At 57.3% G+C, this 19,566-nt stretch carries 19 protein-coding genes; 5 read left to right on the top strand and 14 right to left on the bottom strand.

All coding sequences use genetic code 11. From position 1 onward, the window contains the following. The first annotated feature begins 137 nt into the window (after positions 1 to 137). From DC3_RS19140 to DC3_RS19130, 3 genes are all read left to right on the top strand, one after another. A complete protein-coding gene (locus DC3_RS19140) occupies positions 138 to 377 on the top strand; it encodes a hypothetical protein (RefSeq protein WP_146887176.1) in 240 nt (79 codons plus the stop codon). Further along, complete coding sequence (locus DC3_RS19135; RefSeq protein ID WP_146887174.1) at positions 374 to 631, top strand: hypothetical protein; 258 nt, start codon at positions 374 to 376, stop codon at positions 629 to 631. Before DC3_RS19140 ends, DC3_RS19135 begins: the two co-directional genes overlap by 4 nt. 245 nt (positions 632 to 876) lie before the next feature. Further along, positions 877 to 1,875, top strand: coding sequence for a TerC family protein (locus tag DC3_RS19130; protein WP_246130744.1), 999 nt, complete (start codon positions 877 to 879; stop codon positions 1,873 to 1,875). A gap of 24 nt (positions 1,876 to 1,899) precedes the next feature. Here DC3_RS19130 and DC3_RS19125 read toward each other — a convergent pair whose 3' ends face one another. Together DC3_RS19125 and DC3_RS19120 are read right to left on the bottom strand one after the other, a co-directional pair. Beyond that, complete coding sequence (locus DC3_RS19125; protein WP_146887172.1) at positions 1,900 to 2,298, bottom strand: hypothetical protein; 399 nt, start codon at positions 2,296 to 2,298, stop codon at positions 1,900 to 1,902. 78 nt (positions 2,299 to 2,376) lie between these two features. Continuing rightward, the gene (locus DC3_RS19120; protein WP_186816128.1) at positions 2,377 to 5,328 is read right to left on the bottom strand and encodes an AfsR/SARP family transcriptional regulator; all 2,952 of its coding nucleotides are present in this window, start codon (positions 5,326 to 5,328) and stop codon (positions 2,377 to 2,379) included. Positions 5,329 to 5,661: 333 nt separating this feature from the next. Here DC3_RS19120 and DC3_RS19115 point away from each other — a divergent pair, with 333 nt between their 5' ends. After that, a complete protein-coding gene (locus tag DC3_RS19115) occupies positions 5,662 to 6,264 on the top strand; it encodes a phospholipase A2 (protein ID WP_146887169.1) in 603 nt (200 codons plus the stop codon). A gap of 83 nt (positions 6,265 to 6,347) precedes the next feature. Here DC3_RS19115 and DC3_RS19110 read toward each other — a convergent pair whose 3' ends face one another. The 12 genes from DC3_RS19110 to DC3_RS19055 all read right to left on the bottom strand — a co-directional run bounded on the left by DC3_RS19110 (position 6,348) and on the right by DC3_RS19055 (position 18,910). Next, on the bottom strand, positions 6,348 to 7,796 hold the full coding sequence (locus DC3_RS19110; RefSeq protein ID WP_146887167.1) for an NAD-dependent succinate-semialdehyde dehydrogenase: 1,449 nt from the start codon (positions 7,794 to 7,796) through the stop codon (positions 6,348 to 6,350). Continuing rightward, complete coding sequence (locus DC3_RS19105) at positions 7,793 to 9,283, bottom strand: amidohydrolase (protein WP_146887165.1); 1,491 nt, start codon at positions 9,281 to 9,283, stop codon at positions 7,793 to 7,795. The genes DC3_RS19110 and DC3_RS19105 overlap by 4 nt, the downstream gene beginning before the upstream one ends. Next, complete coding sequence (locus DC3_RS19100) at positions 9,280 to 9,912, bottom strand: GNAT family N-acetyltransferase (protein WP_246130743.1); 633 nt, start codon at positions 9,910 to 9,912, stop codon at positions 9,280 to 9,282. Before DC3_RS19100 ends, DC3_RS19105 begins: the two co-directional genes overlap by 4 nt. Further along, positions 9,905 to 11,260, bottom strand: coding sequence for an aspartate aminotransferase family protein (locus DC3_RS19095; protein WP_146887163.1), 1,356 nt, complete (start codon positions 11,258 to 11,260; stop codon positions 9,905 to 9,907). Before DC3_RS19095 ends, DC3_RS19100 begins: the two co-directional genes overlap by 8 nt. Before the next feature lie 214 nt (positions 11,261 to 11,474). After that, positions 11,475 to 12,515, bottom strand: coding sequence for a polyamine ABC transporter substrate-binding protein (locus tag DC3_RS19090; protein WP_222594800.1), 1,041 nt, complete (start codon positions 12,513 to 12,515; stop codon positions 11,475 to 11,477). Then, positions 12,512 to 13,303 carry an ABC transporter permease gene (locus DC3_RS19085; protein ID WP_146887161.1) on the bottom strand — a complete coding sequence of 264 codons (792 nt, stop codon included), beginning with the start codon at positions 13,301 to 13,303 and terminating at the stop codon, positions 12,512 to 12,514. Before DC3_RS19085 ends, DC3_RS19090 begins: the two co-directional genes overlap by 4 nt. Continuing rightward, on the bottom strand, positions 13,300 to 14,205 hold the full coding sequence (locus DC3_RS19080; protein WP_146887159.1) for an ABC transporter permease: 906 nt from the start codon (positions 14,203 to 14,205) through the stop codon (positions 13,300 to 13,302). Before DC3_RS19080 ends, DC3_RS19085 begins: the two co-directional genes overlap by 4 nt. Then, entirely contained in the window at positions 14,202 to 15,239 is a 1,038-nt protein-coding gene (locus tag DC3_RS19075; protein ID WP_146887157.1) for an ABC transporter ATP-binding protein, read from the bottom strand. The genes DC3_RS19080 and DC3_RS19075 overlap by 4 nt, the downstream gene beginning before the upstream one ends. Further along, on the bottom strand, positions 15,236 to 16,531 hold the full coding sequence (gabT, locus tag DC3_RS19070; RefSeq protein ID WP_146887155.1) for a 4-aminobutyrate--2-oxoglutarate transaminase: 1,296 nt from the start codon (positions 16,529 to 16,531) through the stop codon (positions 15,236 to 15,238). The genes DC3_RS19075 and gabT overlap by 4 nt, the downstream gene beginning before the upstream one ends. Before the next feature lie 172 nt (positions 16,532 to 16,703). Further along, positions 16,704 to 18,191: a PucR family transcriptional regulator gene (locus tag DC3_RS19065; protein ID WP_146887153.1), complete on the bottom strand. Its 1,488-nt coding sequence runs from the start codon at positions 18,189 to 18,191 to the stop codon at positions 16,704 to 16,706. Between the two features lie 84 nt (positions 18,192 to 18,275). Beyond that, positions 18,276 to 18,515 carry a hypothetical protein gene (locus tag DC3_RS19060; RefSeq protein ID WP_146887151.1) on the bottom strand — a complete coding sequence of 80 codons (240 nt, stop codon included), beginning with the start codon at positions 18,513 to 18,515 and terminating at the stop codon, positions 18,276 to 18,278. After that, positions 18,512 to 18,910 (bottom strand): hypothetical protein, encoded by a 399-nt coding sequence (locus DC3_RS19055; RefSeq protein ID WP_146887149.1) that lies wholly within the window; start codon positions 18,908 to 18,910, stop codon positions 18,512 to 18,514. Before DC3_RS19055 ends, DC3_RS19060 begins: the two co-directional genes overlap by 4 nt. Positions 18,911 to 18,974: 64 nt before the next feature. Here DC3_RS19055 and DC3_RS19050 point away from each other — a divergent pair, with 64 nt between their 5' ends. Further along, positions 18,975 to 19,379 (top strand): OsmC family protein, encoded by a 405-nt coding sequence (locus tag DC3_RS19050; RefSeq protein WP_146887147.1) that lies wholly within the window; start codon positions 18,975 to 18,977, stop codon positions 19,377 to 19,379. The last annotated feature ends 187 nt before the right edge of the window (positions 19,380 to 19,566 follow it).

Below are 19,566 nucleotides of genomic sequence, written 5' to 3'. Positions count from 1 at the left end.
CGGGGGAACTTCTTTGAAGCAGGAAAAACTCCAACTGTGTCTTGCTCCATATTTTTGGCTGTCTGTTTCTGCACGCCTTCCCATCAACGCCTCCTTCAGGGAACCCCAACCCCATCACCTCGTACCTGAATTCAGACATGGACTTCTTTGGACTGCCCCATTGGATCTGGACCCTGGTGTGTTTTTCCCTCGCAGGATGGTTTGCATGGCAGGTGCCCGAGCACCTCACTTCATTCCGGGACAGGTACGGGTTCAGTGTGGCTCTCGTGGTGCTGGGGGTTGCTGTGCTGCTTGTGCCCCTGTCACCTGAACTTGTTCCCAGCCTGGCCCTGCTGGCCCTGCTGGTGGCTTCACTCTTCATGAGAGGTAAAAAATGAATCTGTTTGGTGTGCCTTTTTGGATCTGGGGTTTGCTGTGCATGGGGGTGGCGACGGTCTTTGTGTTTGTGTTTCCCCACCGTCCTGCTGTGGGCTTGCGGTATTTTCTGCAACGCTGGGGGCACAGTCTGGTGTGGGTGTTTCTGGCCATTGCCTGTTTTGTGGCCCCTTCCAACCCTGAACTGGCGAAGAAAATTGCAGGTCTGGGAGGCCTGACTTACGCGGCCTTCATGTGGAGTTCTTTTGGTTCATGATTTCTATTGTGATCTGTAGCACTATCCAGGGGCTTCCCTGCACAGGTTCAAAGAAGATTCTCATCATTTTTGTTTAGCATGAAACCATTCAGAGGGAGTAGCACCCACTTTCCGGTGGTGGTGTTGATCGTCAGTACGGCACGCACAGTGCCCGGTCAGGACCAGAAAATCGCGAGACTCTGAGCAGACTGTGTTTGGTTTGCTCAGGGTTTCTGTCGTTTTGCAGACCACCAGTCGGAAAGGAAGTGCGCGTTGTGATGGACCTCCTGACCCTCAGTTACCTCGGAAAGCCGTTGTGGACCTGGCTGATGTTCATTGTGCTGGTGCTGGGCTTGCTGGCCTTTGACCTTGGCATTCTCAGCAAGAGACGCCAGACCGAAGAAATCGGGGTGGCCCAGAGCCTGAAACTCTCGGCGTTCTACATCGCCATTGCTGTGCTGTACGGTGGTTTCATCTGGTGGCAGATGGGATCTGAAGCTGCCCTGTCTTACTACACGGGCTACGCCGTTGAGAAAAGCCTCTCGCTGGACAATGTTTTTGTGATCTCCCTGATTTTTTCTGCACTGGCGATTCCCAGAAAGTACCAGCACCGGGTGCTCTTCTGGGGCATTCTGGGCGTGATTGTCCTGAGGGCCATCATGATTGGTCTGGGGGCAACGCTGGTCAGCAATTTTGACTGGGTGCTGTATGTGTTCGGGGCTTTCCTGCTCTTCACAGGTTTGAAGATGCTTTTCAGCAAAGACGAAGAAGAGGACATCGAGAACAACAAGATCCTGTCTTTCATTCGCAAGCGCATCAAAGTCACCCCCACCCTGCACGGCCAGAACTTCTTTGTTCGCCTGAAAGATCCAGTGACCCAGAAGTCCGTGCGTTATGCCACACCCCTTTTCCTGGCCCTGGTGATGGTCGAGTTTGCAGACGTGATCTTCGCAGTGGACAGCATTCCAGCGATTTTCGCCATCACCCAGGACCCCTTCATCGTGTACACCTCGAACATTTTCGCCATTCTGGGCCTGAGGGCACTGTATTTTGCTCTGGCCGCCATGGTGAACCGCTTCGAATACCTGAAGTATGCCCTGGCCCTGGTGCTGGTGTTCATTGGATTCAAGATTTTCTACAACCAGATTTTCGGCAAGATGGACCCTGTGCTCTCCCTCAGCGTGACCCTGGGACTGCTGGCAGGTGGAGTGATCTTCTCACTGATCCGCACGGCCAGAGAGGAACGCAAAGAACTCAAACAGTAAGGAACACACGCAGGCGCAGGCAGCTCAGCGTTTCAGCAGGGCTGCCTTTTTCATGCTGTCACCTGGACTGGAGGTCTGTTTCACCGTGATGCCCCCGGAACTGCTCTGGGCAAAACTGAGCACCACGTGGTTTTTGATGTCCTCACAAAGCAGGGTGTAACTGATGGCAGAGTGTCTTGCGCTCTCCTTGCGGGGAATCAGGGTCACCAGAACAGACTGCTGTGGGTTCAGGCACCTGGATTGTTCGGTGATTTTTTGCCAGTTCTTCTGGTTGGTCAGGGCGTATTTGACCCGCATCCCATCCGGGAAATCAATGGTGAGCATTTGCAGGGTCTGGGGTTTTTTGAGGGTGTGCTCCTTGACATAAACCACCAGTTCAGCAGGTGGCTGGTTCAGGGCAGGGGCATTGTAAAAAGGAATCAAGGCTGGTCCTCCTGACCCAATCTAGCGTCCAGAACTGCAGTGCGCCATCAGGAAGCTGCCGATCAGGTCTTTCCCCGATCAGTGCACAGACCAGCGCTGGGTTCCATTCCCACCTGCCAGAGGCAAAGGCTGCTTCTGAACCCTGCAGGACAGGTCTGTCACCAGTCGAGACAGTTGAACCAGGGTCAACCTGCTGCCCTCTGCCTCGTGCTGGCTGGCTTCCAGAGGACCCACCACTTCTCTGGCGCTGCGGTACAGCGCTCTGGAGCGTTCAGGAAAGGGACGGGCAAATGGAAGCTGAATGCGGTTTCTGAGCACGGAGGCTGTACCCCACAGTTGCAGGGCATCCAGAGGGCACCGCAGAAGGGCCATCACCTCCGCAAGCTGTTCCACCGCCGCGGGGAGGGATTGCAACTGGTTTCCATGCACAGACAGCTGAATGCTGTTCACCAGGTGGGTGAGGGCCTCGGTGGTGTTCCCCTGAGCCCTGGCGATGCACGCCAGATCGTAGTATGAAACAGCCAGTTCGAACTTGTTGTCCATGCGGTTTTTTTCAGCTATACAGCGAGAGATCCACAGGTGGGCGTCTTCCAGTTCCCCCTGGTCCAGGGCGAGAATGCCAAGCCCCTCATACACGTAAGCCAGGAAATGGTGGGTCCCACGGCACTGGATGAGCCTCAGGCTGTCCTGAAAGTACTGTTTTGCAGCCCCGAAATCGCCGTGAAAGCGGCACACATGTCCCATCCCCAGTCGGCTGAAGGATTGCTGGTGGGTGCATGCGTCCTGCTGGGTGGAAAGCCTGTGCAGGTTCTCCTGAAACAGCCGCTGTGCTTCCTGAACCCTCCGGTGAATCAGGTACATGGCCCCCAGGCTGTTGCGGGCAGCAGAAGCTGTGTGATGCAGGCCATGCTCCTCGGCACGGCTCAGGCTGTCCAGGTAGTAAGGCTCTGCTGTGGAGAAGTCTCCGAGAAAACGGGCCAGGTTGCCGTAGTTCAGCAGCAGTTCTGCGTACTGGGCAGGGTCGGATTGCACGCCCGGCATGTCCCGGATTCTGCCCAGCCAGTCGTAAGCCTGCAGGGTCATGTTGCGGGTGACCCACAACAGGCACAGAGGCGTGAGGAGGGACAGCAGTGTGCGGGTGTCACAGGCCTCATACAGGGAATGCAGGGCAATCTGGAGGTTGTCGTACTCCTGGGTCAATTTCTGCAGGGCCCACTGCTGGTTGGCCCCGGGAGCATACGGATCATGCTGCTGGATGAACCCCACAAAATAGCGGGCGTGGTTCCGACGCACCTGGGTCTGAACGTTGCCCCCAGGTTGTTTCTCTGCGACGAATTCCCTTATAAGTTCATGCACCTCAAAACGCTGGTCGCTTCCCCTCACCCGTTTGACCAGGGAGTGGTCCACCAGGGAAAGCAGGTCGCGGTTGCTGATGCCGGTGACCTTCAGGGCAGAGGCCCTTTCGAAACTGCCCCGGAACACCATCAGGTCCAGCAGGGCCTGCTGCAATCCTGTGGGAAGCAGACGCCAGGAATGCTCAAACACAATGCGGATGCCAGAATGCCTTTCTGGCAGACCTGGAAGGGCTCCAGTCAGGAAATCGAGGCTCTGCTCCAGTTCATCCCGAATTTCCGTCCAGCCCAGCAGCCGTCTCCAGGCCCCGGCGAGTTCCAGACCCAGAGGGAGCCCCTGCACCCGATTACAGATCTGACGTGCAGCGTCCCGTTCTTCTTCAGTCCACTGGTTCTGGGGCATCACCTTGTTGGCGGCTTCCATCAGGAGCTGCAGGGCAGGAGACACCTCCGCTTCAAGTTCACCTGCATCGAGACCCCCAAGGGCATGCACATGCTCTCCTGGCAGACCCAGGCAAATTCTGGAGGTCACCAGCACCTTCACATCTGGGCACTGCAGCAGCACATTCACCCCTTCTCGGGTGTGCTCCAGAACCTGCTCAGCGTTGTCGAGAATCACCAGCAGTTGTTTGCCTGAAAGTGCCCTCTGAACCTGCTCCGATCCCTGCTGGAGGGAGGTGAGGGTCACTCCGAGTTCCTGTGCCAGACGGGGCAGAATGGACTCTTCCGTTGGATGTCCCACCAGACTGACAAAAAGCGAGGGCATCGGGAACTGTCGGGCCACTTCCAGGGCCAGGCGGGTCTTCCCTGCCCCTCCCACTCCGGTCAGGGACACCAGACGCACCTGTGCCTGGGAAAGCTGGGTCAGGATCTCCTGCAATTCTTGCGTTCTGCCCATCAGCGAGGAGGTCATTTGCATGGGAGCAGAACGCTCTAAAGCAGGTTTTTCTGTTCCCTCCTGGGGCAATTCCTGCCTGAGCAGGGCAAAAAGATCCTGGGTTTCCTGTCTGGGTTTCATCTGCAGCTGCTCCTGAAGTTCCCGCACAAAATGCCGGTAACGGGATGTGGCAGCATCTGCATGACCATTGTGGGTGGCCATGCGCAGGTAATCACAGAGCACATCCTCTGCAAGAGGATCTGAATCCAGAATGCGTTCCAGCACGACCTGTGCCTGTTGCACCTGGCCCTGCTTCTGCAGCACAAGGGCGTGCTGGTGGGCCGCCTGCCTCCACTGGGTCTGCAATTTGAAACGCTCCAGATCCAGCCAGGCCGTGAATTCATCGGATGCCTCTGTGGAGCACCCCATGAGCAGAGCCCCCCGGTAAATCTGGTTCACCATCTCCCAGTCTTCCCGCTGGTAAGCCTCCCGGAAAACATGAAGATCACAGCCCGAATTCCAGCGCAGACGGTGTGGCTCGATTTCCAGTTGCGGAGCGAGATCCTGGTCCTTGATGCGCAAAATCAATTGCCTGAGCCGGGTCCGTCCCACACTGGATTCTGCATCGGGCCACAACACACGGGCCAGTTCTTCTCGCATCACCCAGCCCTCCTGTGCGGCCAGGTAGGTCAGAAACCACAGGGAGCGTTCATTGGGCAACGGATGGCTTCTGGACCCCTGGATCAGGACCGGGAGCCCCAGGCAGCAGATCTGCATGTCAGGCTTGCGGGATCTTTTCATGTCATACATCGTCCAGAAGGCAGGTCATCGCTGTTTCTGCTGTTGTGAAACGGCAAAAGACAACTGCTGATGCTCTCAGCACCAGTGATCAGCGAACTTGCACTGCTTCTTGACCCAGTTTAACAAAAAAGGCAGCAGCCTCTGGATTAAGGGAATTCCCCTGCACACCTGAAGCCCAGCCAAGAAATGCGTATTCCCGCCTTTCCAGACACCATTTTTCGATTTACGCCCATTCTACAGCCCCTGGCTATCATGATCCCAGTGAAAGGCAAAGGGGCACAGTCACCGTCTTTCTCTTCCCCAGATTCCACACCACTGCATTAGGAGGCGCACATGAACCTGAAAATGATTCTTCCCGCAGCCCTGCTCACCCTGACCCTCGCGGCCTGTTCCAGCACCCAGGTGCCTGGCGCCGACATCCAGAGCGGCATCAGCGCAGAAGACCAGGCCCTGTTGCAGGAACTGGAGGCCAACCAGCCCGAGGTGGCCCAGAGCTTCCGTGAAGCCCTCAAACAGTCCGCAGAGGCAGATGGACAGATTGCCATTGAACCCCAGAATGCCCTGATGGTCTCCATTGCCCTGGGCAGCATGTCCAACTACAACTCCTACTACAGCAGACGTGGATCTTACCCCCAATTCAACTGGGGCCGGGATGGATGCTCTGCGCCTGGCTGGGTCTCCACCATTTTCGGAGATGCCAACAGCCGCTTCCGCAATGCCTGCAACCAGCATGACTTTGGTTACCGCAATTACCGGAAGTTCGGCATGGCCAATGAGTGGAACCGCCTGAAAATCGACTCGAAGTTCTACAGCAACATGCTCTCCATCTGCTCCAGCAACTACGCCTGGTACAACCCCCTGCGTTACGCCTGCAACAAGAGCGCCGAGGCGTACCATGCAGCCGTGCGTGCCGCTGGCTGGTACCACTACTACTGAGAATAGAGAGCACACCTCAACAGCAAATGGAAGGCGTTCCCTGGTCGGGGGGAACGCCTTTTTGGTTTTGTGTGGCAGGTCAATCAGTCATAGAGGCCGTAACTGACCAGTTTGGGCTCCAGGTACTCCATCAGGCCCCAGTGCCCCCCTTCACGTCCGACCCCCGAGAACTTCATGCCTCCGAAGGGAACGTGAGGGCTTGCAGCGCTCGGGACACCATCGTTCACGCCAACAATGCCGTATTCCAGGGCTTCTGAGACCTTGAAGCCTGTGGCAATGTCTTTGGTCCACAGGTAGGCGGCAAGACCAAAGGGGGTGTTGTTGGCAAGTTCGATGGCCTCCTCGGTGGTTTTGAAGGTGGTGATGGCGGCCACGGGTCCAAAAGTCTCTTCGTTCATGATCAGCATGTCTGAGGTGACGTTGGAGAGCACGGTGGGGGAGTAGAACAGTCCACCCAGACTTTCCCCTCCAAAGTCCAGCGTCGCGCCTTTTTCTACAGCATCCTGAACGTGGCGCTCCACTTTTCTGAGGCCCTGTTCTTCCACCAGTGGCCCGATGCTGGTGGTCTGCTCGATGGGGTTGCCCACCTTGAGGGTTTTCACTTTCTCCACCAGTTTTGCTGTGAAGGCCTCTGCAATGTCCTCGTGCACGTACAGGCGGTTCACGCACACGCAGGTCTGCCCCGCATTGCGGTATTTTGCCAGCATCACTTCCTTGACGGCCAGATCGAGGTCTGCATCGGGGAAGATGATGAAAGGCGCGTGTCCCCCAAGCTCAAAGGAGATGCGTTTGAGGGTCTGCGCAGCCTGGGTGAAGAGGATACGCCCGACCTCGGTGCTTCCGGTGAAGGTGATCTTGCGGCAGTCTGCACTGTCGATGAAAGGTTTGCTGACCGGCACTGGGTCCAGTGAGGGCAGAACCTGGAAGGTGCCTTCTGGACCTCCGGCCTGCTCCCAGAGTTCAGCCAGATAAAGGGCTGTGACCGGGCTCTGTTCTGCGGGTTTGAGGACCATCACGCAACCTGCGGCCAGGGCTGGTGCCACTTTTCGGGTGACCATGCCAGCAGGGAAATTCCAGGGGGTGACGGCATAGCACACGCCCACCGGGTCATAGCGCACCATGGCCCGCTTGTGGTCGAAAGGCATGTGCAGCATCTCCCCTGCGTAACGCTTGCCTTCTTCGGCGTACCACTCCGCAAAACTGGCAGCGTACTTGACCTCACCTCTGGTTTCGATGATGGGTTTGCCCATCTCCAGGGTCATGATGCGAGCGAGTTTTTCACTGTTCTCGTGCATCAGGGCGGCCCACTTTGCAATGATGCGTCCTCGTTCGAAGGGGTTCACTTTCCTCCAGGTCTTCTGTGCTTCCAGAGCGGCTTGGAGTGCAGCCTCTGCCTGGGGTGCACCACAGTCGGTCACTTCAAAGAGTTTTTCTGCAGTGGCCGGGTTGGTGATGGTGAAGGTGCGTCCAGTGGAGGTCCACTGTCCGTTGATGTAAGCCTGGGTGGGGTAATCCAGTACCTGGGTGGTCATGATGGGTGCTCCTCTGCAAGGATGGTTCTGAGAATGCGGGCCTGCGGATCATCAGGGGAGTGGCTGAGCAGCACAAAATCTGCCTTCTTGCCTGGAGTGAGGTCTCCGTACAGGTGTTCTTGCTGCTGGGCTTTCGCCCCTCCAAGGGTGTAGGCTTCCACAGCTTCTTCAAGGGTGAGGTTGTTCTCTGGCCTTATGCCTTCATGTATGGCGGCCTGGATGCCTTCTAGCACCCGGAGTTCTTTCACCACCGGACCGTCACTCGACAGGGCCACAGTGAGTCCGGCATCCAGCATCTGCCTGAGGTTATAACATCTGGCTTTGAAACTTTCAGGGAGGTAACGCTCAAAGTTGACCCGCAATTCCCTGAGGAAGATCGCCTGGGGCACCACAATGATCCCCAGTTCATGGGCGAGATTCAGGTGTTGTGGGTCAGGAAGACCGAAATGCTCGATGCGGTGGCGCACATTGCTGGGATGCTCTGTGTACAGCCTCTGGTAGATGCCAAGGACCTGTGTAAGGGTCCGGTCTCCAATGGCGTGCGTGCCAATCTGAAACCCTGCCAGATGGGCTTCGAGCATGAGCTCATAAAGTTCATCGGTGTCAAAACGCAAGACCCCCTGGGATGGCTCAGGGGTGTTCTGGTAGGGAACGCTGAGCGCTGCCGTGGCTCCAGAAAGACCGCCGTCTGCAAAGAACTTGACGGACTTCACACGCAGGTAAGGGTGCTCATGTGGCTCAGGCAGGGGGTAGGTTTCCTTGCCTCCATCAGGCCTGCGAATGTACAGGACATTCACCCGGATGGGCAGCTCACCCCGCTCTGCCAGGTTGATGTAAGCCTGCAGGAGTGGGGGGTCAACTGCTGGATCGGTGGCGTGGGTGCAGCCCTGGTCCCGCAGGTGTTCGCACCCGGCCAGGACCCAGCGTTCGTAGTCCTGCACGGTAGGCCTTGGCATGGCTTTCTGGATGAGGCCGAGGGCCGTTTCGAGCAGCAAGCCTTTCTCGAAGTGCACCTCACCTCCAGGAGGACTGGGGGTTTCCGCATGGATTCCAGCAAGCTCAAAGGCCAGAGAATTTGCAGCATGAATGTGGGCACAGGTGCGGGTGAGCAGGATTGGGTTCTCTGGTGCGATCTGATCCAGCTCTGTGCGCAGTGGTGGCCGTTTTTCCTGCAGGTTCGCCTCATTCCAGCCTCTGGCATACAGCCACTCTCCAGGCTTCAGGGTCTGCAACCTGTCCCTGATGAGGTCAAAAAGATCGGGCAGGGTCTGAATGCCCCTGAGGTCCAGGGTGGTTGTGCGAAGCTGGCCCACTTTCCAGATGTGAACATGGGCATCATTGAAACCAGGAAGCAGGTGGGCACCCTGCAGGTCGATCACCTGATCTGCTGCTCCTTCCCACCCTATGGCTTCAATGGTCCCATCTCGCACCAGAATGGAGGTGGCTTCACTGCCCCAGATGTTGGCATTGCGGTACAGGGTGCTCATTGGGACACCTCAGGGTTGTGCCAGACGATGAACACCCCGTAATGTCCACAGCTCGGGTCTTCCAGATAATCCGGAATGATGCCATGCACCTGATAGCCCCTTTTCAATTGCACACTGAGCACCGGATCTCTGAGTTCGCCTGCCACGACTTTCTGTACATATTCTTCGATGCTCAAATCTGGATGCAAGTGGTAGCCTTTGGGCATCGCTCCAGCCACATGACCCTTTAAACCCAGCCTGCGGATCAGATCGTGCCTGGCGTTGTACAGGAGTGTGCTCAGACCATGACCTCTGTACTCTGGATGCACGGCAATGTCTGCCCCATACAGCCACTCCCCTGCCGGGTTGTGATTGGTGAGGTAATTGTTGTCCACAGCGTCCATGTAGCGGTGCTCAAAGTGCTCGAAATCCACATTCATCCTGAGGTCACTGCTTGATGCTGCAACCTGTCCAGTCTCTTCATCCAGAACGGCATGCTGACCTTCCGGAAAGACCTTCTGGTGGGAGAGGTAGTGCTCTGCCCGCATCAGTTCCCCTTCGGCAAGGTCGGGGAAGCAGGCCCGCTGGATTTCAGCGAGCCTGTGCGCCATGTCCGGGGTGGACTGCACCACCCGAAAACGCTCAGGCACGGACCACCCCCAGGTCCTGGTCCACCTGCTGCACCACTTCTGCGACCACCTGCAGGGCTTCACGAAGCTGGTCTTCAGGAATGTCAAGCTGAGGCAGGAAGCGGATGCAATTGGTGTACAGGCCAGCCCGGATCACAATGACACCCCGTTGCAGGCTGCGTTTCACCACTTCCATCACGAAGTCCGACCAGGGCTCCAGCGTATCGTGGTCTTTGACAAACTCAACGGCCATCATGGCCCCGACCCCACGCACATCACCCAGGGCAGCCACTTTGCCTTTTAAAGGCTCAAAGACCTCCCGGACCACACGCTCCACCCTGGCGGCCTGAGACAGCACTTCTGGCGTGTTGATGTGCCTTATGGCGGCCAGGGCTGCAGCACAGGCCACCGGATTGCCCCCGTAGGTGCTGCCCACCCCTCCGGTGTGCGGTGCATCAATGATCTCTGCACGTCCCGTCACGGCACTGATGGGCATTCCTCCACCCAGGCTCTTGGCACTGATGATGAGATCAGGAACCACCCCAGAATGCTCAATGGCATAGAGTTTTCCAGTGCGGCCAGAGCCAGACTGGATCTCATCGGCGATCATCACAGCCCCTTCACGGGTGCAGATTTCGCGGATTTTGCGCAGGAAGGGTTCAGGCATCGGGATGAAGCCCCCCTCTCCGAGCACAGGCTCAATGACAATCGCAGCCAGAGCACTCCCATCCACATGGGAGATCAGGGCATGCTCCAGATTGTTGCAGCACCACTCCAGGTAGGCTTCCTGCGTCATGCCTTTTGGAACACGGTAGAAGCTGGGGGCAGGCACACGGTAAATTTCCGAGGCGAATGGACCAAATCCCTTTTTGAACAGGGCGTATTTGCTGGTCATGCTCATGGTCAGGTTGGTGCGTCCGTGGTAGGCCCCTTCAAAAACAATCACCCCCTGGCGTCCGGTGTACCTGCGGGCAAACTTCACAGCGTTTTCCACGGCTTCAGAGCCACCGTTGGCCAGCAGGGTTTTCTTTTTGAAGTCTCCGGGGGTGATGCGGTTCAGTTCCTCACAGAGCTCCACATAAGGCTCATAGGTGGCCACGATGGAGCACATGTGAACCAGGTTTTCTGCCTGCTCCTGGATGGCTTTCACCACAAAATCAGGTGCATGGCCCACCCCGAGGGTGCCAATCCCCCCGGCAAGGTCAATCAGGACATTCCCATCGACATCTTCGACCAGTGAACCTTTTGCCCGTTTCACCGAGATGGGCATGGCCTGACCGAGGGCATTGGAGACGGCCTCCATGCGGCGTTTCATGATTTCTGTGCTTTTCGGGCCTGGGATGGGGGTGTTGAGCTGGATGTGGGGCATGGATGTCTCCTTGAGGGCCGAGGGCCGAGGGCCGAGGGCCGAGAGCCAGAAAAGCCCTCGCCCAGACCCACGGATTCAGGTTGTTGCTGAAGCAAAGGCTGTTCGTCATGCCCTCGGCCCTCGGCTCTTGGCCCTCGGCATCACCGCCATGCTTCAGTGAACGGTCAACTCACTCCATACCGGAGGTGGAATGCACGCAGTCAGCGGAAGCATGTCACCTCGACTTGACCTCGGTCCAGACTTCATCGTAGAGGCGGTTGTTCTTGCCCAGATCAACGATGTACTTGAGGTTTTTGATCTCTGCTTCTGTGGGGTAGATGGCAGGGTTTTTGCGGTCTTTCGCATTGATGTAGGGCAGCGAGGCCTTGTTGGGGGTGGCGTACTGGATGAAATTGGAGAGCTGCGCTCCCACCTTGGCGTCCAGAATGTAATTGATGAATTGCATGGCGGCGTCCTTGTTGGGCGCTTTGGCTGGAACCATCAGGGAATCCACCCAGATGCTGCCCCCTTCTTTGGGAAGCACATAGCCGATCTTGGGGCTCTCGCTCATGGCGCGGGCCGCGTCGCCGTTGTAGGCCACGGCCATGGTGACGGTGCCTGCCAGCACCTTGTTCTTGCCCACCACGCCCGCATCGAATCCCTGGAAATTGCTGTTCTTTTTGGTGTCGAACAAGAGTTTGCCAGCGGCTTTCACCTGGTTGGGGTCCACGGTGTTGATGTCGTGTCCGAGGTATCCGAGTGCAATGGCCATCATCTCGCGGATGGAGTCAAACATCACGAATTTCTTGTTGGCCTGTTTGGGATCGAAGATCACTGCCCAGCTGGTTGGAGGCTTTTTGATCACATCCTTGTTGTAGACCAGTCCAATGGTGCCCCACTGGTAAGCCACCGAGTACTTGTTGTTGGGATCGAAGGGGAGTTTCTTGAATTTGGGATCGAGGTTCTTGAGGTTGGGGATTTTCTTGAGGTCCAGCGGTTGCACCAGTTTCAGGTTGATCAGGGTGGGCACAATGAAGTTGGAAGGCACGATGATGTCGTACTGGCTCACCCCTCCGGCCTGCAGCTTGGCAACCATCTCCTCGTTGGATTCAAAGAGGTCCTGGCGCACCTTGATGCCGGTTTTCTTCTCAAAGTCCTTGAGGATCTGTGGGTCCATGTATTCCGACCAGTTGTAGATGCGCAGTTCTTTTCCTGCACCAAAAGCCATTCCCGAGATCAGCGTGAGGCCCAGCATCCAGCATTTTGAAGTTTTCATTGTGACTTCCTCCTTGAGAGGCGCTCTGCGACAAGCACCAGAATGACCGTGACCAGAAAAACCAGGGTGGAGAGGGCGTGAATCTCGGGGGTGACCCCGCGCCGGACCGAGGCGTAAATGAAAAGGGGAAGGGTGGTGCTTGCGGGTCCTGCGGTGAAGAAGCTGATGACGAAATCATCAAGGGAGAGGGTAAAGGCCAGCATGGCCCCTGCAACGATTCCGGGGGTGAGGAGCGGAAGCAGCACGCGCCTGAGCACATCTGCATTGCTGGCGTAGAGGTCGCGGGCCGCTTCTTCCAGATCGCGCGAAAAGGCCTTCATGCGGCCCTGCACCACGAGGGTCACAAAAGCCACCTGAAACGTCACATGCCCGATGATCATGGCAGGCATGCCCAGTTCAAATCCACTGAAAACCACCCTGAGCAGGCTGAATCCGACCACCAGTGAGGCAGCCAGAATGATGTCTGGAGTGACCACAGGCAGATAGAGCACGGTGCTGAAGAAGTTCTGCGCCCGCTTGCCCCACGGGTAGCGTTCCAGGGCAATGGCAAGCATGGTCCCGAGCACCGTGGCAATCAGCGTGGAAACCAGCGCCAGGAACAGGGTGTTTCTGGCAGCCTCCAGAATCTCCTGGTTCTGAATGAGCTGCCTGTACCAGTTCAGGGTGAATCCGGTGAAGACCATGCCATATTTCGCCTGATTCACCGAGTAGACGGCGACGGCCAGCATCGGGAGGTACAGGAAGGCCAGGGTGGCCAGGGCGATGCCGGAAACCAGATGCCGCCTCATACGAGGTCCACCTCGGTGGCGCGGGTGCGGTAGATCCTCAGGGCCACCAGGGTCATGAGCATCAGACCCAGAGCGATGGCAGCAGCGAAAGGCCAGTCACGGCTCGCTCCGAACTGCTGCTGGATCAGGTTCCCCACCAGCAGGTATTTTGCCCCTCCAAGGAGGTCTGGCACCACAAACATGCCCATTGCCGGAATGAAGGTGAGGATCACCCCCACCGTGAGGCCAGGGAGGGTCTGGGGCAAGATCGCCTGCATGAACACCCGGATCGGATTGGCGTACAGGTCCTGCGCGGCCTCCACCAGCCTCCAGTTGAGGCGCTCAACACTGCTGTAGAGGGGCAGAACCACAAAAGGCAGAAAAGCAGAGACCATCCCCAGGTAAACGGCGAATGCACTGGGGTAAAGCGCGTCTCCAGGCTGCACCAGATTCAGGGAAGCCAGCAGCTTCACAAAAGGAGACTCGGGGGCCAGCAGCAGAAACCATGCGTAGGTGCGAATCACCAGATTGGTCCAGAAGGGAATGATCACCAGGGTCAGCCACAAATAGCGGGTGCGCTCTGGACGGGAGGCAATGAAAAAAGCAAGCGGGTAGGCCAGCAGCACGGAAAAAAGACTGGTCACCCCAGCCACCAGAACAGAGCGCCAGAGGATCAGCAGATAATCAGGGCTCCATCCAAACAATCCAAAACCCAGCGCCCGTTTGTAGTTTTCAGGGCTCAGGTTCCACACGATGTCCCCGTATGTTCCACGCTCTGCGAAGCTCACAGCGATCAGGACCAGACCCGGCAGGATCAGGAAACCCAGAAGCCACAAAAGGGCAGGAAGCAGAAAGACCAGGCCCCGTCTGCGCAGGCTCCCGGCAGAGGTGAGTTCACCGTACCAGACCAGCACGTTTCTCATGGGGTTGCCTCCAGGGGAACCAGGGCTTCCTGGGGAAAGTGCACGTAGATCTCCTGCCCGACGCTGAGGTTCTGGTGGGGAGGCGTGCGCACCCGCAGGTCTTCCCGGTCCAGCCACACCTCAAGGTAGGACCCCCGGTACACCACATCCCGCACTTTTGAGGGGAAGGTGTTCACCAGGGGTGGATCTTCACAGAGTTGAACCCGCTCGGGGCGGATCACCAGCATGCCTTCCTGCCAGGAGGGGGCATTTGACAGGTGCAAGCGACCAAATGGAGTGGTGGCGGTCTTCTGGTCCATTCTGGCCTGAATCAGGTTTGCCAGGCCCAGAAACTCGGCAACAAAACGGCTTTTTGGGGTTGCGTACACCTCTCTGGGCAACCCGACCTGTTCAATGGCTCCTTTGCGCATCACAGCAATGCGGTCCGAGACGCTCATGGCCTCGTCCTGGTCGTGGGTCACCAGAATGAAGGTGGTGCCCAGCTGGTGTTGCAGCCTGCGCAGCTCAATTTGCACCTCGGTGCGGAGTTTGGCATCCAGTGCGCTGAGGGGCTCATCGAGCAACAGCACTTCTGGTTCATTGACCAGGGCACGGGCGAGGGCGACCCGTTGCTGCTGACCGCCGGACATCTGGTGGGAGAACCGCTTTGCAAATTCTCCCAGACGCAGCATTTCCAGTGCGTTTTTGACCCTTCTGTCCACCTCTGCGCCGGAAATGCGTTTGCTGCGCAGACCAAAAGCCACATTCTCATAGACGTTGAGGTGTGGAAAAAGCGCGTAGGACTGGAACACGGTGTTCACAGGCCGCTGCATGGCGCTTTTCTGGGAGATGTCCTGACCGTGCAAGATGACCTCGCCCCGGTCTGGCACTTCAAATCCGGCAATGATCCTCAACAAGGTGGTTTTTCCACACCCTGATGGCCCGAGCAGGGTGAAAAACTCTCCGGCCTCGATGTCGAGGTTGATGTTGCCGAGGGCTTCCACCCCGGCGAAGGTCTTGTGGATGTTCTGCAGTCTGAGTCCCTGTGCGCTCATATCACCCCACTGGCTGCCGTCATGGCTTCATCGAGAAGGTTTAAACCACGCTGCACATCTGTCAAATCTGCGGTCACTGGCACCAGAACCCGGATCACCGATCCGTGCATTCCAGCCTTCAGAAGGAGCAAACCTCTGTCCCGCGCATGATCGATGATCCGCTGGGTGAGGGCCGCGTCGGGGGTGCGACTGTCTCTATTCTGCACGATTTCGAGGGCCATCATGGCACCGAGCCCTCGCACCTCTCCCACAAAAGGATGCTTCTCGGAGAGGCGCTGGAATTCGTCTTTCAACAGGGCTCCAAGGGCATCTGCCTGTGCCAGCCCTTCTTCTTCCAGAATGTCCAGCACTGCAAGACCTGCAGCACAGGCCAGCGGATTCCCTGCATAGGTACCTCCGAGTCCTCCTGGGGCGGGTGCGTCCATCACCTCTGCCCTGCCGATCACACCAGAGAGGGGAAGTCCGCCTGCAAGGCTTTTTGCCACGGTGATCAGGTCAGGCACCACGCCAGAGTGCTCAATGGCAAACATTTTTCCGGTGCGACCAAACCCAGACTGGATTTCATCTGCGATCAAAAGGAAACCATGCTGGTCTGCCAGTTCTCGAAGGCCTTGCAGGTAGGCTGCTGGAAGAGGAATGAATCCACCCTCTCCGAGCACAGGTTCAAAAATGATGGCAGCAACCCTGGAGGGGTCCACTGTGGTCTGGAAGAGTTCCCTCAGGGCTTCGAGGGCCTGAGCAGTGTCCCTTCCTCGGTAGGCATGGGGCACAGGTGCGTGGTAGACCTCTGGTGCGTAAGGGCCAAAGTTTTGTTTGTAGTATGCTGCTTTTCCCGTCAGGCTCATGCCCAGAAGGGTGCGCCCGTGGAAAGAACTGGTCAGGCTGACAATGGCAGGCCTGTCCGTATAGGCCCGGGCGATTTTTACGGCGTTCTCGACGGCCTCCGCACCGGTGGTCAGGAAGATGGTTTTCTTCTCGAAGTCCCCGGGAGCCAGCTGGTTCAGGCGCTCTGCCAGTTTGACGTAAGGCTCGTACATGGTCACCTGAAAGCAGGTGTGGGAGTAGCGCTCAAGCTGGGCCTGCACGGCATTTACCACTTTGGGGTGGCTGTGCCCGACATTCTGCACTCCGATGCCCCCCACGAAATCCAGGTATTCCCTGCCGTCCACATCCCACAGCCTGGCCCCCTCTGCCCGTGCTGCAAAGATGGGGTGGGCATTGCTGACCCCCCGGGGAACATGTTTCGCTCTCAGGTCCAGCAAGTGTCGGGTTCGCGATTCTGCTCGGGTCAAGGGACACCTCCCAGTGTCTGAAGTCTGGCGGAATGTGAAATGCCTTCCCGGATGTGGTGACACACCGGACGTTCAGGGTGCTGGATTCCAGCACTTCCCACAGACTTTTGTTGTTCTTTACGCTACCTGTCTAGACGGTTACAAACCATGTAGACAACATCCAAAAATCAGGCTACTTTTTGTGGTTTTCCAACAACAGGTGGTCGGCCAGTTGCAGCTTAAAGCGGGTCTGCACATCCTCCAAATCCCAGCCTGTGGCCTCCGAAATCCGCTCCAGACGGTACCGCAGGGTGTTGATGTGGACCTGCAACTTCATGGCAGTTTTCTTCAACTGAAAGCCACACTGCACAAAAGCCATCAGGGTGCCACGCAGATCTTCGCGGGGCAGCCTGGAAAACAGGTCATCCAGAAAAGCTGTCCTGGCTTCTCTGTCTCCGGCAAGCACCCTGGGAATCAGCAGGTCATCATAATGGTGCAACTGCCCCTCTTTCGAGTGGGGCAACATCATTTGCAGGTCCTGATAGGCCAGTCCCACCTCAGAAAGCCCCTGGTACAGGCGAGAAAAGGCCATGCTGCACCCCGGACGCCTGATCCTGCTCCAGAGCTGCACTGGAGCATGGTCTTCAGGGAGCACAAAAATCACATGGTTCTGCTGCAAGCTGAGCAGTTGCGGCGCAGAACAGCTTTTCAGTGCATCTCTGAGGTCCGATGCCAGGGCTTCTCTGGCCTTGAAAGCCGCTTCGGACAGGGGAACTGGCGTATGAAGCTGCACTGCCCCCAGCCTGAACCTCAGGTCCTTCTTGAAGCCCAGACGTGCCGCGCGCTCAATCACCTGTGAGGACATGCTTTCTGAAGCATCCAGCAACGACTCAAAAAAGGCATAACCCAGACGGGCCTCCTGCAGGCTCAGGGCACGCTCGTGCACGATCTGCAGGGCCGCCACCACCGAGGCATGCTCGGCTGCCCGCACATCGAGTTCTGAAAGAGGGGTCTTCCCTCCCCGCACCACCACCCATCCGGAAAGCTGCTCACCCACCCGGATTGGGGACACCACACCTTCTTTTTTGAGGACTGCACCTTTCAGGCTGTAGGCAAACTCTGGAAGCAGAAAAGGCTGAACTGCAGGGTGGGCACCAAGCACCTCCCCTCCTGAACCCACAAAAATCACTTCCCGGTCCAGCAGGTCAGCCAGGACCCTCGCCAGTTCCCTGAATCCAGCCAGGGTTGCCACCGCCTGTGTCAGTGCCCGGTGAATCTGCTCGGAACGCTCCAGCAGGACATAATGCTCCCTCAGGAGTTCCTTGTGGATGGCCTCAGTCAGCACCCCAAATGGGATCTCCCAGGGAAGCTCAAAGGCGGCCAGACCCTGCCGCTCTGCCTCCTCACGGGCCGCCTCCGGGAACTGCTCAAAAAAATGCGGCACCGCAAGGGCAATCCCGACAGGCCTGCGCTCGGCAATCCGGGCGATGAAAACCTGCAATTCCTCAGGATCATGTGGCCAGGTGTACCCGGTGGTGAGCAGCAACTGCCCCTCCTGAATCCAGTTCCAGGCATTGGGAATGTCAATCACCGCCACCCAGCGGATGTCCTGGTCCAGTGACACCCCTGTCACAGGCCGGAAATGGAAAGCACTCAGGTCCAGCAGGTGAGAGAGTTTCATCGGGTTTATTTTATGTCGAGAATCCAGAGAGGGTGGGCCGGAAACATTTCAGAGACCACGCAGGCGCGGGCCGTACCAAACCCTTCATGGAAACCGGGGCTCCCCCTCAATCCACGCTCCCTGAAGGCCACCTTCCCAGTGGTACTGGCCCTCGGGCCTGCCTTCCAGAATGTGCACCAGATCGTCAAAAGAGACCCTGCGGGCAAAGCGGGTCCGGGCATGCCATTCTTGCAGGGCGTCCAGGCGGTTGGTGGGACGGGAGATCCTCAGAAAGCCATCCGCCCGGTTGATGATGGTGTCAAAAAGACCGTCCGGGGTGCTCAATTCAGAACAAACTCCTGCTGTCCCACTTCACGGAGTCTGCCTTCTGCCACCCATTTTTGCAGCAGATTGCGGGCATCCTGTTCCGAGAGGGGGGTGGAATCCTGTATGTCTTTCCAGGTGATCTTTCCTCCCTTACGGGCCAGAAGCCTGAACAGCATCCGTTCCTGAATGTCCAGCCTGGGATGGGCTCCATCCTGCAGCCTTGAACCAAAAGTGCGGTACACCCAGAAGCCCATCAACAGTCCGAAAATGAGCTCCAGGGGAATCATGCGGAAAGCAAGTTCTGGATCGGCAATGCCAGCACGGGGACGGAAGTGGTTGTACACCGCTCCGTAAGCCACCAGGCTGCCTGCCACACCCACCAAGATTGTCAGAAGAACGTGAAGGCTACGCATGTCCTTATTTTAAAGGGTGGACAGGCTCTCAATGTCCCGTACCCGATCTGTTACATTGAACCTCATGGCTGTGAAGAAAATGGTTTTGCATCACCTCGGTGAACAGCGTTATGTCGGATTCAATGAAACAGGGCAGCAGGTGCTCATTGACAACAGTGCCACCAAAGTGGGCCCGAGCCCCATGGAAGTGCTGCTGGGCGCCCTGGCCGCCTGCACTGCAGTGGATGTGGTTGAGATCATGCGCAAAAGAAAAACCCCTCTGGCCGCTTACCGCATCGAGGCTGAAGGGGAGCGGGCAGAAGGCATTCCTGCCCGTTACGTGAAAATCACCCTCAGGCACATCGGGAAGGGTGAAGGGGTGACCAGAGAGCAGCTTGAGAAAGCAGCCCACCTGTCTCACGAAAAATACTGCTCTGTTGCCGCCAGCCTGAACTGCCCGGTCGAAGTGACCGCAGAAGTTGAAGCATAAGGCGGAAATCAAATGCAAACCCAGGCCCCATGCCTGGGTTTTTTCATGTCGCTGATACCCCACCAGCAGACACTTCCTGGCAGCACCTCAAGTAAATTTTTCAACAACAGGAAAAATCTTCAATCTGATTTTTGTTTTTTCAATAAGCATTGACAGCCAGACTTCTGCCTCTTATAGTCAATTCAAA

This window comes from Deinococcus cellulosilyticus NBRC 106333 = KACC 11606 (genome assembly GCF_007990775.1).
GTDB lineage: Bacteria > Deinococcota > Deinococci > Deinococcales > Deinococcaceae > Deinococcus_C > Deinococcus_C cellulosilyticus.
This window is presented reverse-complemented; position numbering and strand designations above follow the sequence as displayed.

Excerpts from the sequence above, each read along its gene's own strand:
- DC3_RS19140 (WP_146887176.1), top strand. The coding sequence starts at position 138 with ATGGACTTCTTTGGACTGCCCCATTGGATCTGGACCCTGGTGTGTTTT.
- DC3_RS19135 (WP_146887174.1), top strand. The coding sequence starts at position 374 with ATGAATCTGTTTGGTGTGCCTTTTTGGATCTGGGGTTTGCTGTGCATG.
- DC3_RS19120 (WP_186816128.1), bottom strand. The coding sequence starts at position 5,328 with ATGAAAAGATCCCGCAAGCCTGACATGCAGATCTGCTGCCTGGGGCTC.
- DC3_RS19115 (WP_146887169.1), top strand. The coding sequence starts at position 5,662 with ATGAACCTGAAAATGATTCTTCCCGCAGCCCTGCTCACCCTGACCCTC.
- DC3_RS19110 (WP_146887167.1), bottom strand. The coding sequence starts at position 7,796 with ATGACCACCCAGGTACTGGATTACCCCACCCAGGCTTACATCAACGGA.
- DC3_RS19105 (WP_146887165.1), bottom strand. The coding sequence starts at position 9,283 with ATGAGCACCCTGTACCGCAATGCCAACATCTGGGGCAGTGAAGCCACC.
- DC3_RS19095 (WP_146887163.1), bottom strand. The coding sequence starts at position 11,260 with ATGCCCCACATCCAGCTCAACACCCCCATCCCAGGCCCGAAAAGCACA.
- DC3_RS19090 (WP_222594800.1), bottom strand. The coding sequence starts at position 12,515 with ATGAAAACTTCAAAATGCTGGATGCTGGGCCTCACGCTGATCTCGGGA.
- DC3_RS19085 (WP_146887161.1), bottom strand. The coding sequence starts at position 13,303 with ATGAGGCGGCATCTGGTTTCCGGCATCGCCCTGGCCACCCTGGCCTTC.
- DC3_RS19080 (WP_146887159.1), bottom strand. The coding sequence starts at position 14,205 with ATGAGAAACGTGCTGGTCTGGTACGGTGAACTCACCTCTGCCGGGAGC.
- DC3_RS19075 (WP_146887157.1), bottom strand. The coding sequence starts at position 15,239 with ATGAGCGCACAGGGACTCAGACTGCAGAACATCCACAAGACCTTCGCC.
- DC3_RS19065 (WP_146887153.1), bottom strand. The coding sequence starts at position 18,191 with ATGAAACTCTCTCACCTGCTGGACCTGAGTGCTTTCCATTTCCGGCCT.
- DC3_RS19055 (WP_146887149.1), bottom strand. The coding sequence starts at position 18,910 with ATGCGTAGCCTTCACGTTCTTCTGACAATCTTGGTGGGTGTGGCAGGC.
- DC3_RS19050 (WP_146887147.1), top strand. The coding sequence starts at position 18,975 with ATGGCTGTGAAGAAAATGGTTTTGCATCACCTCGGTGAACAGCGTTAT.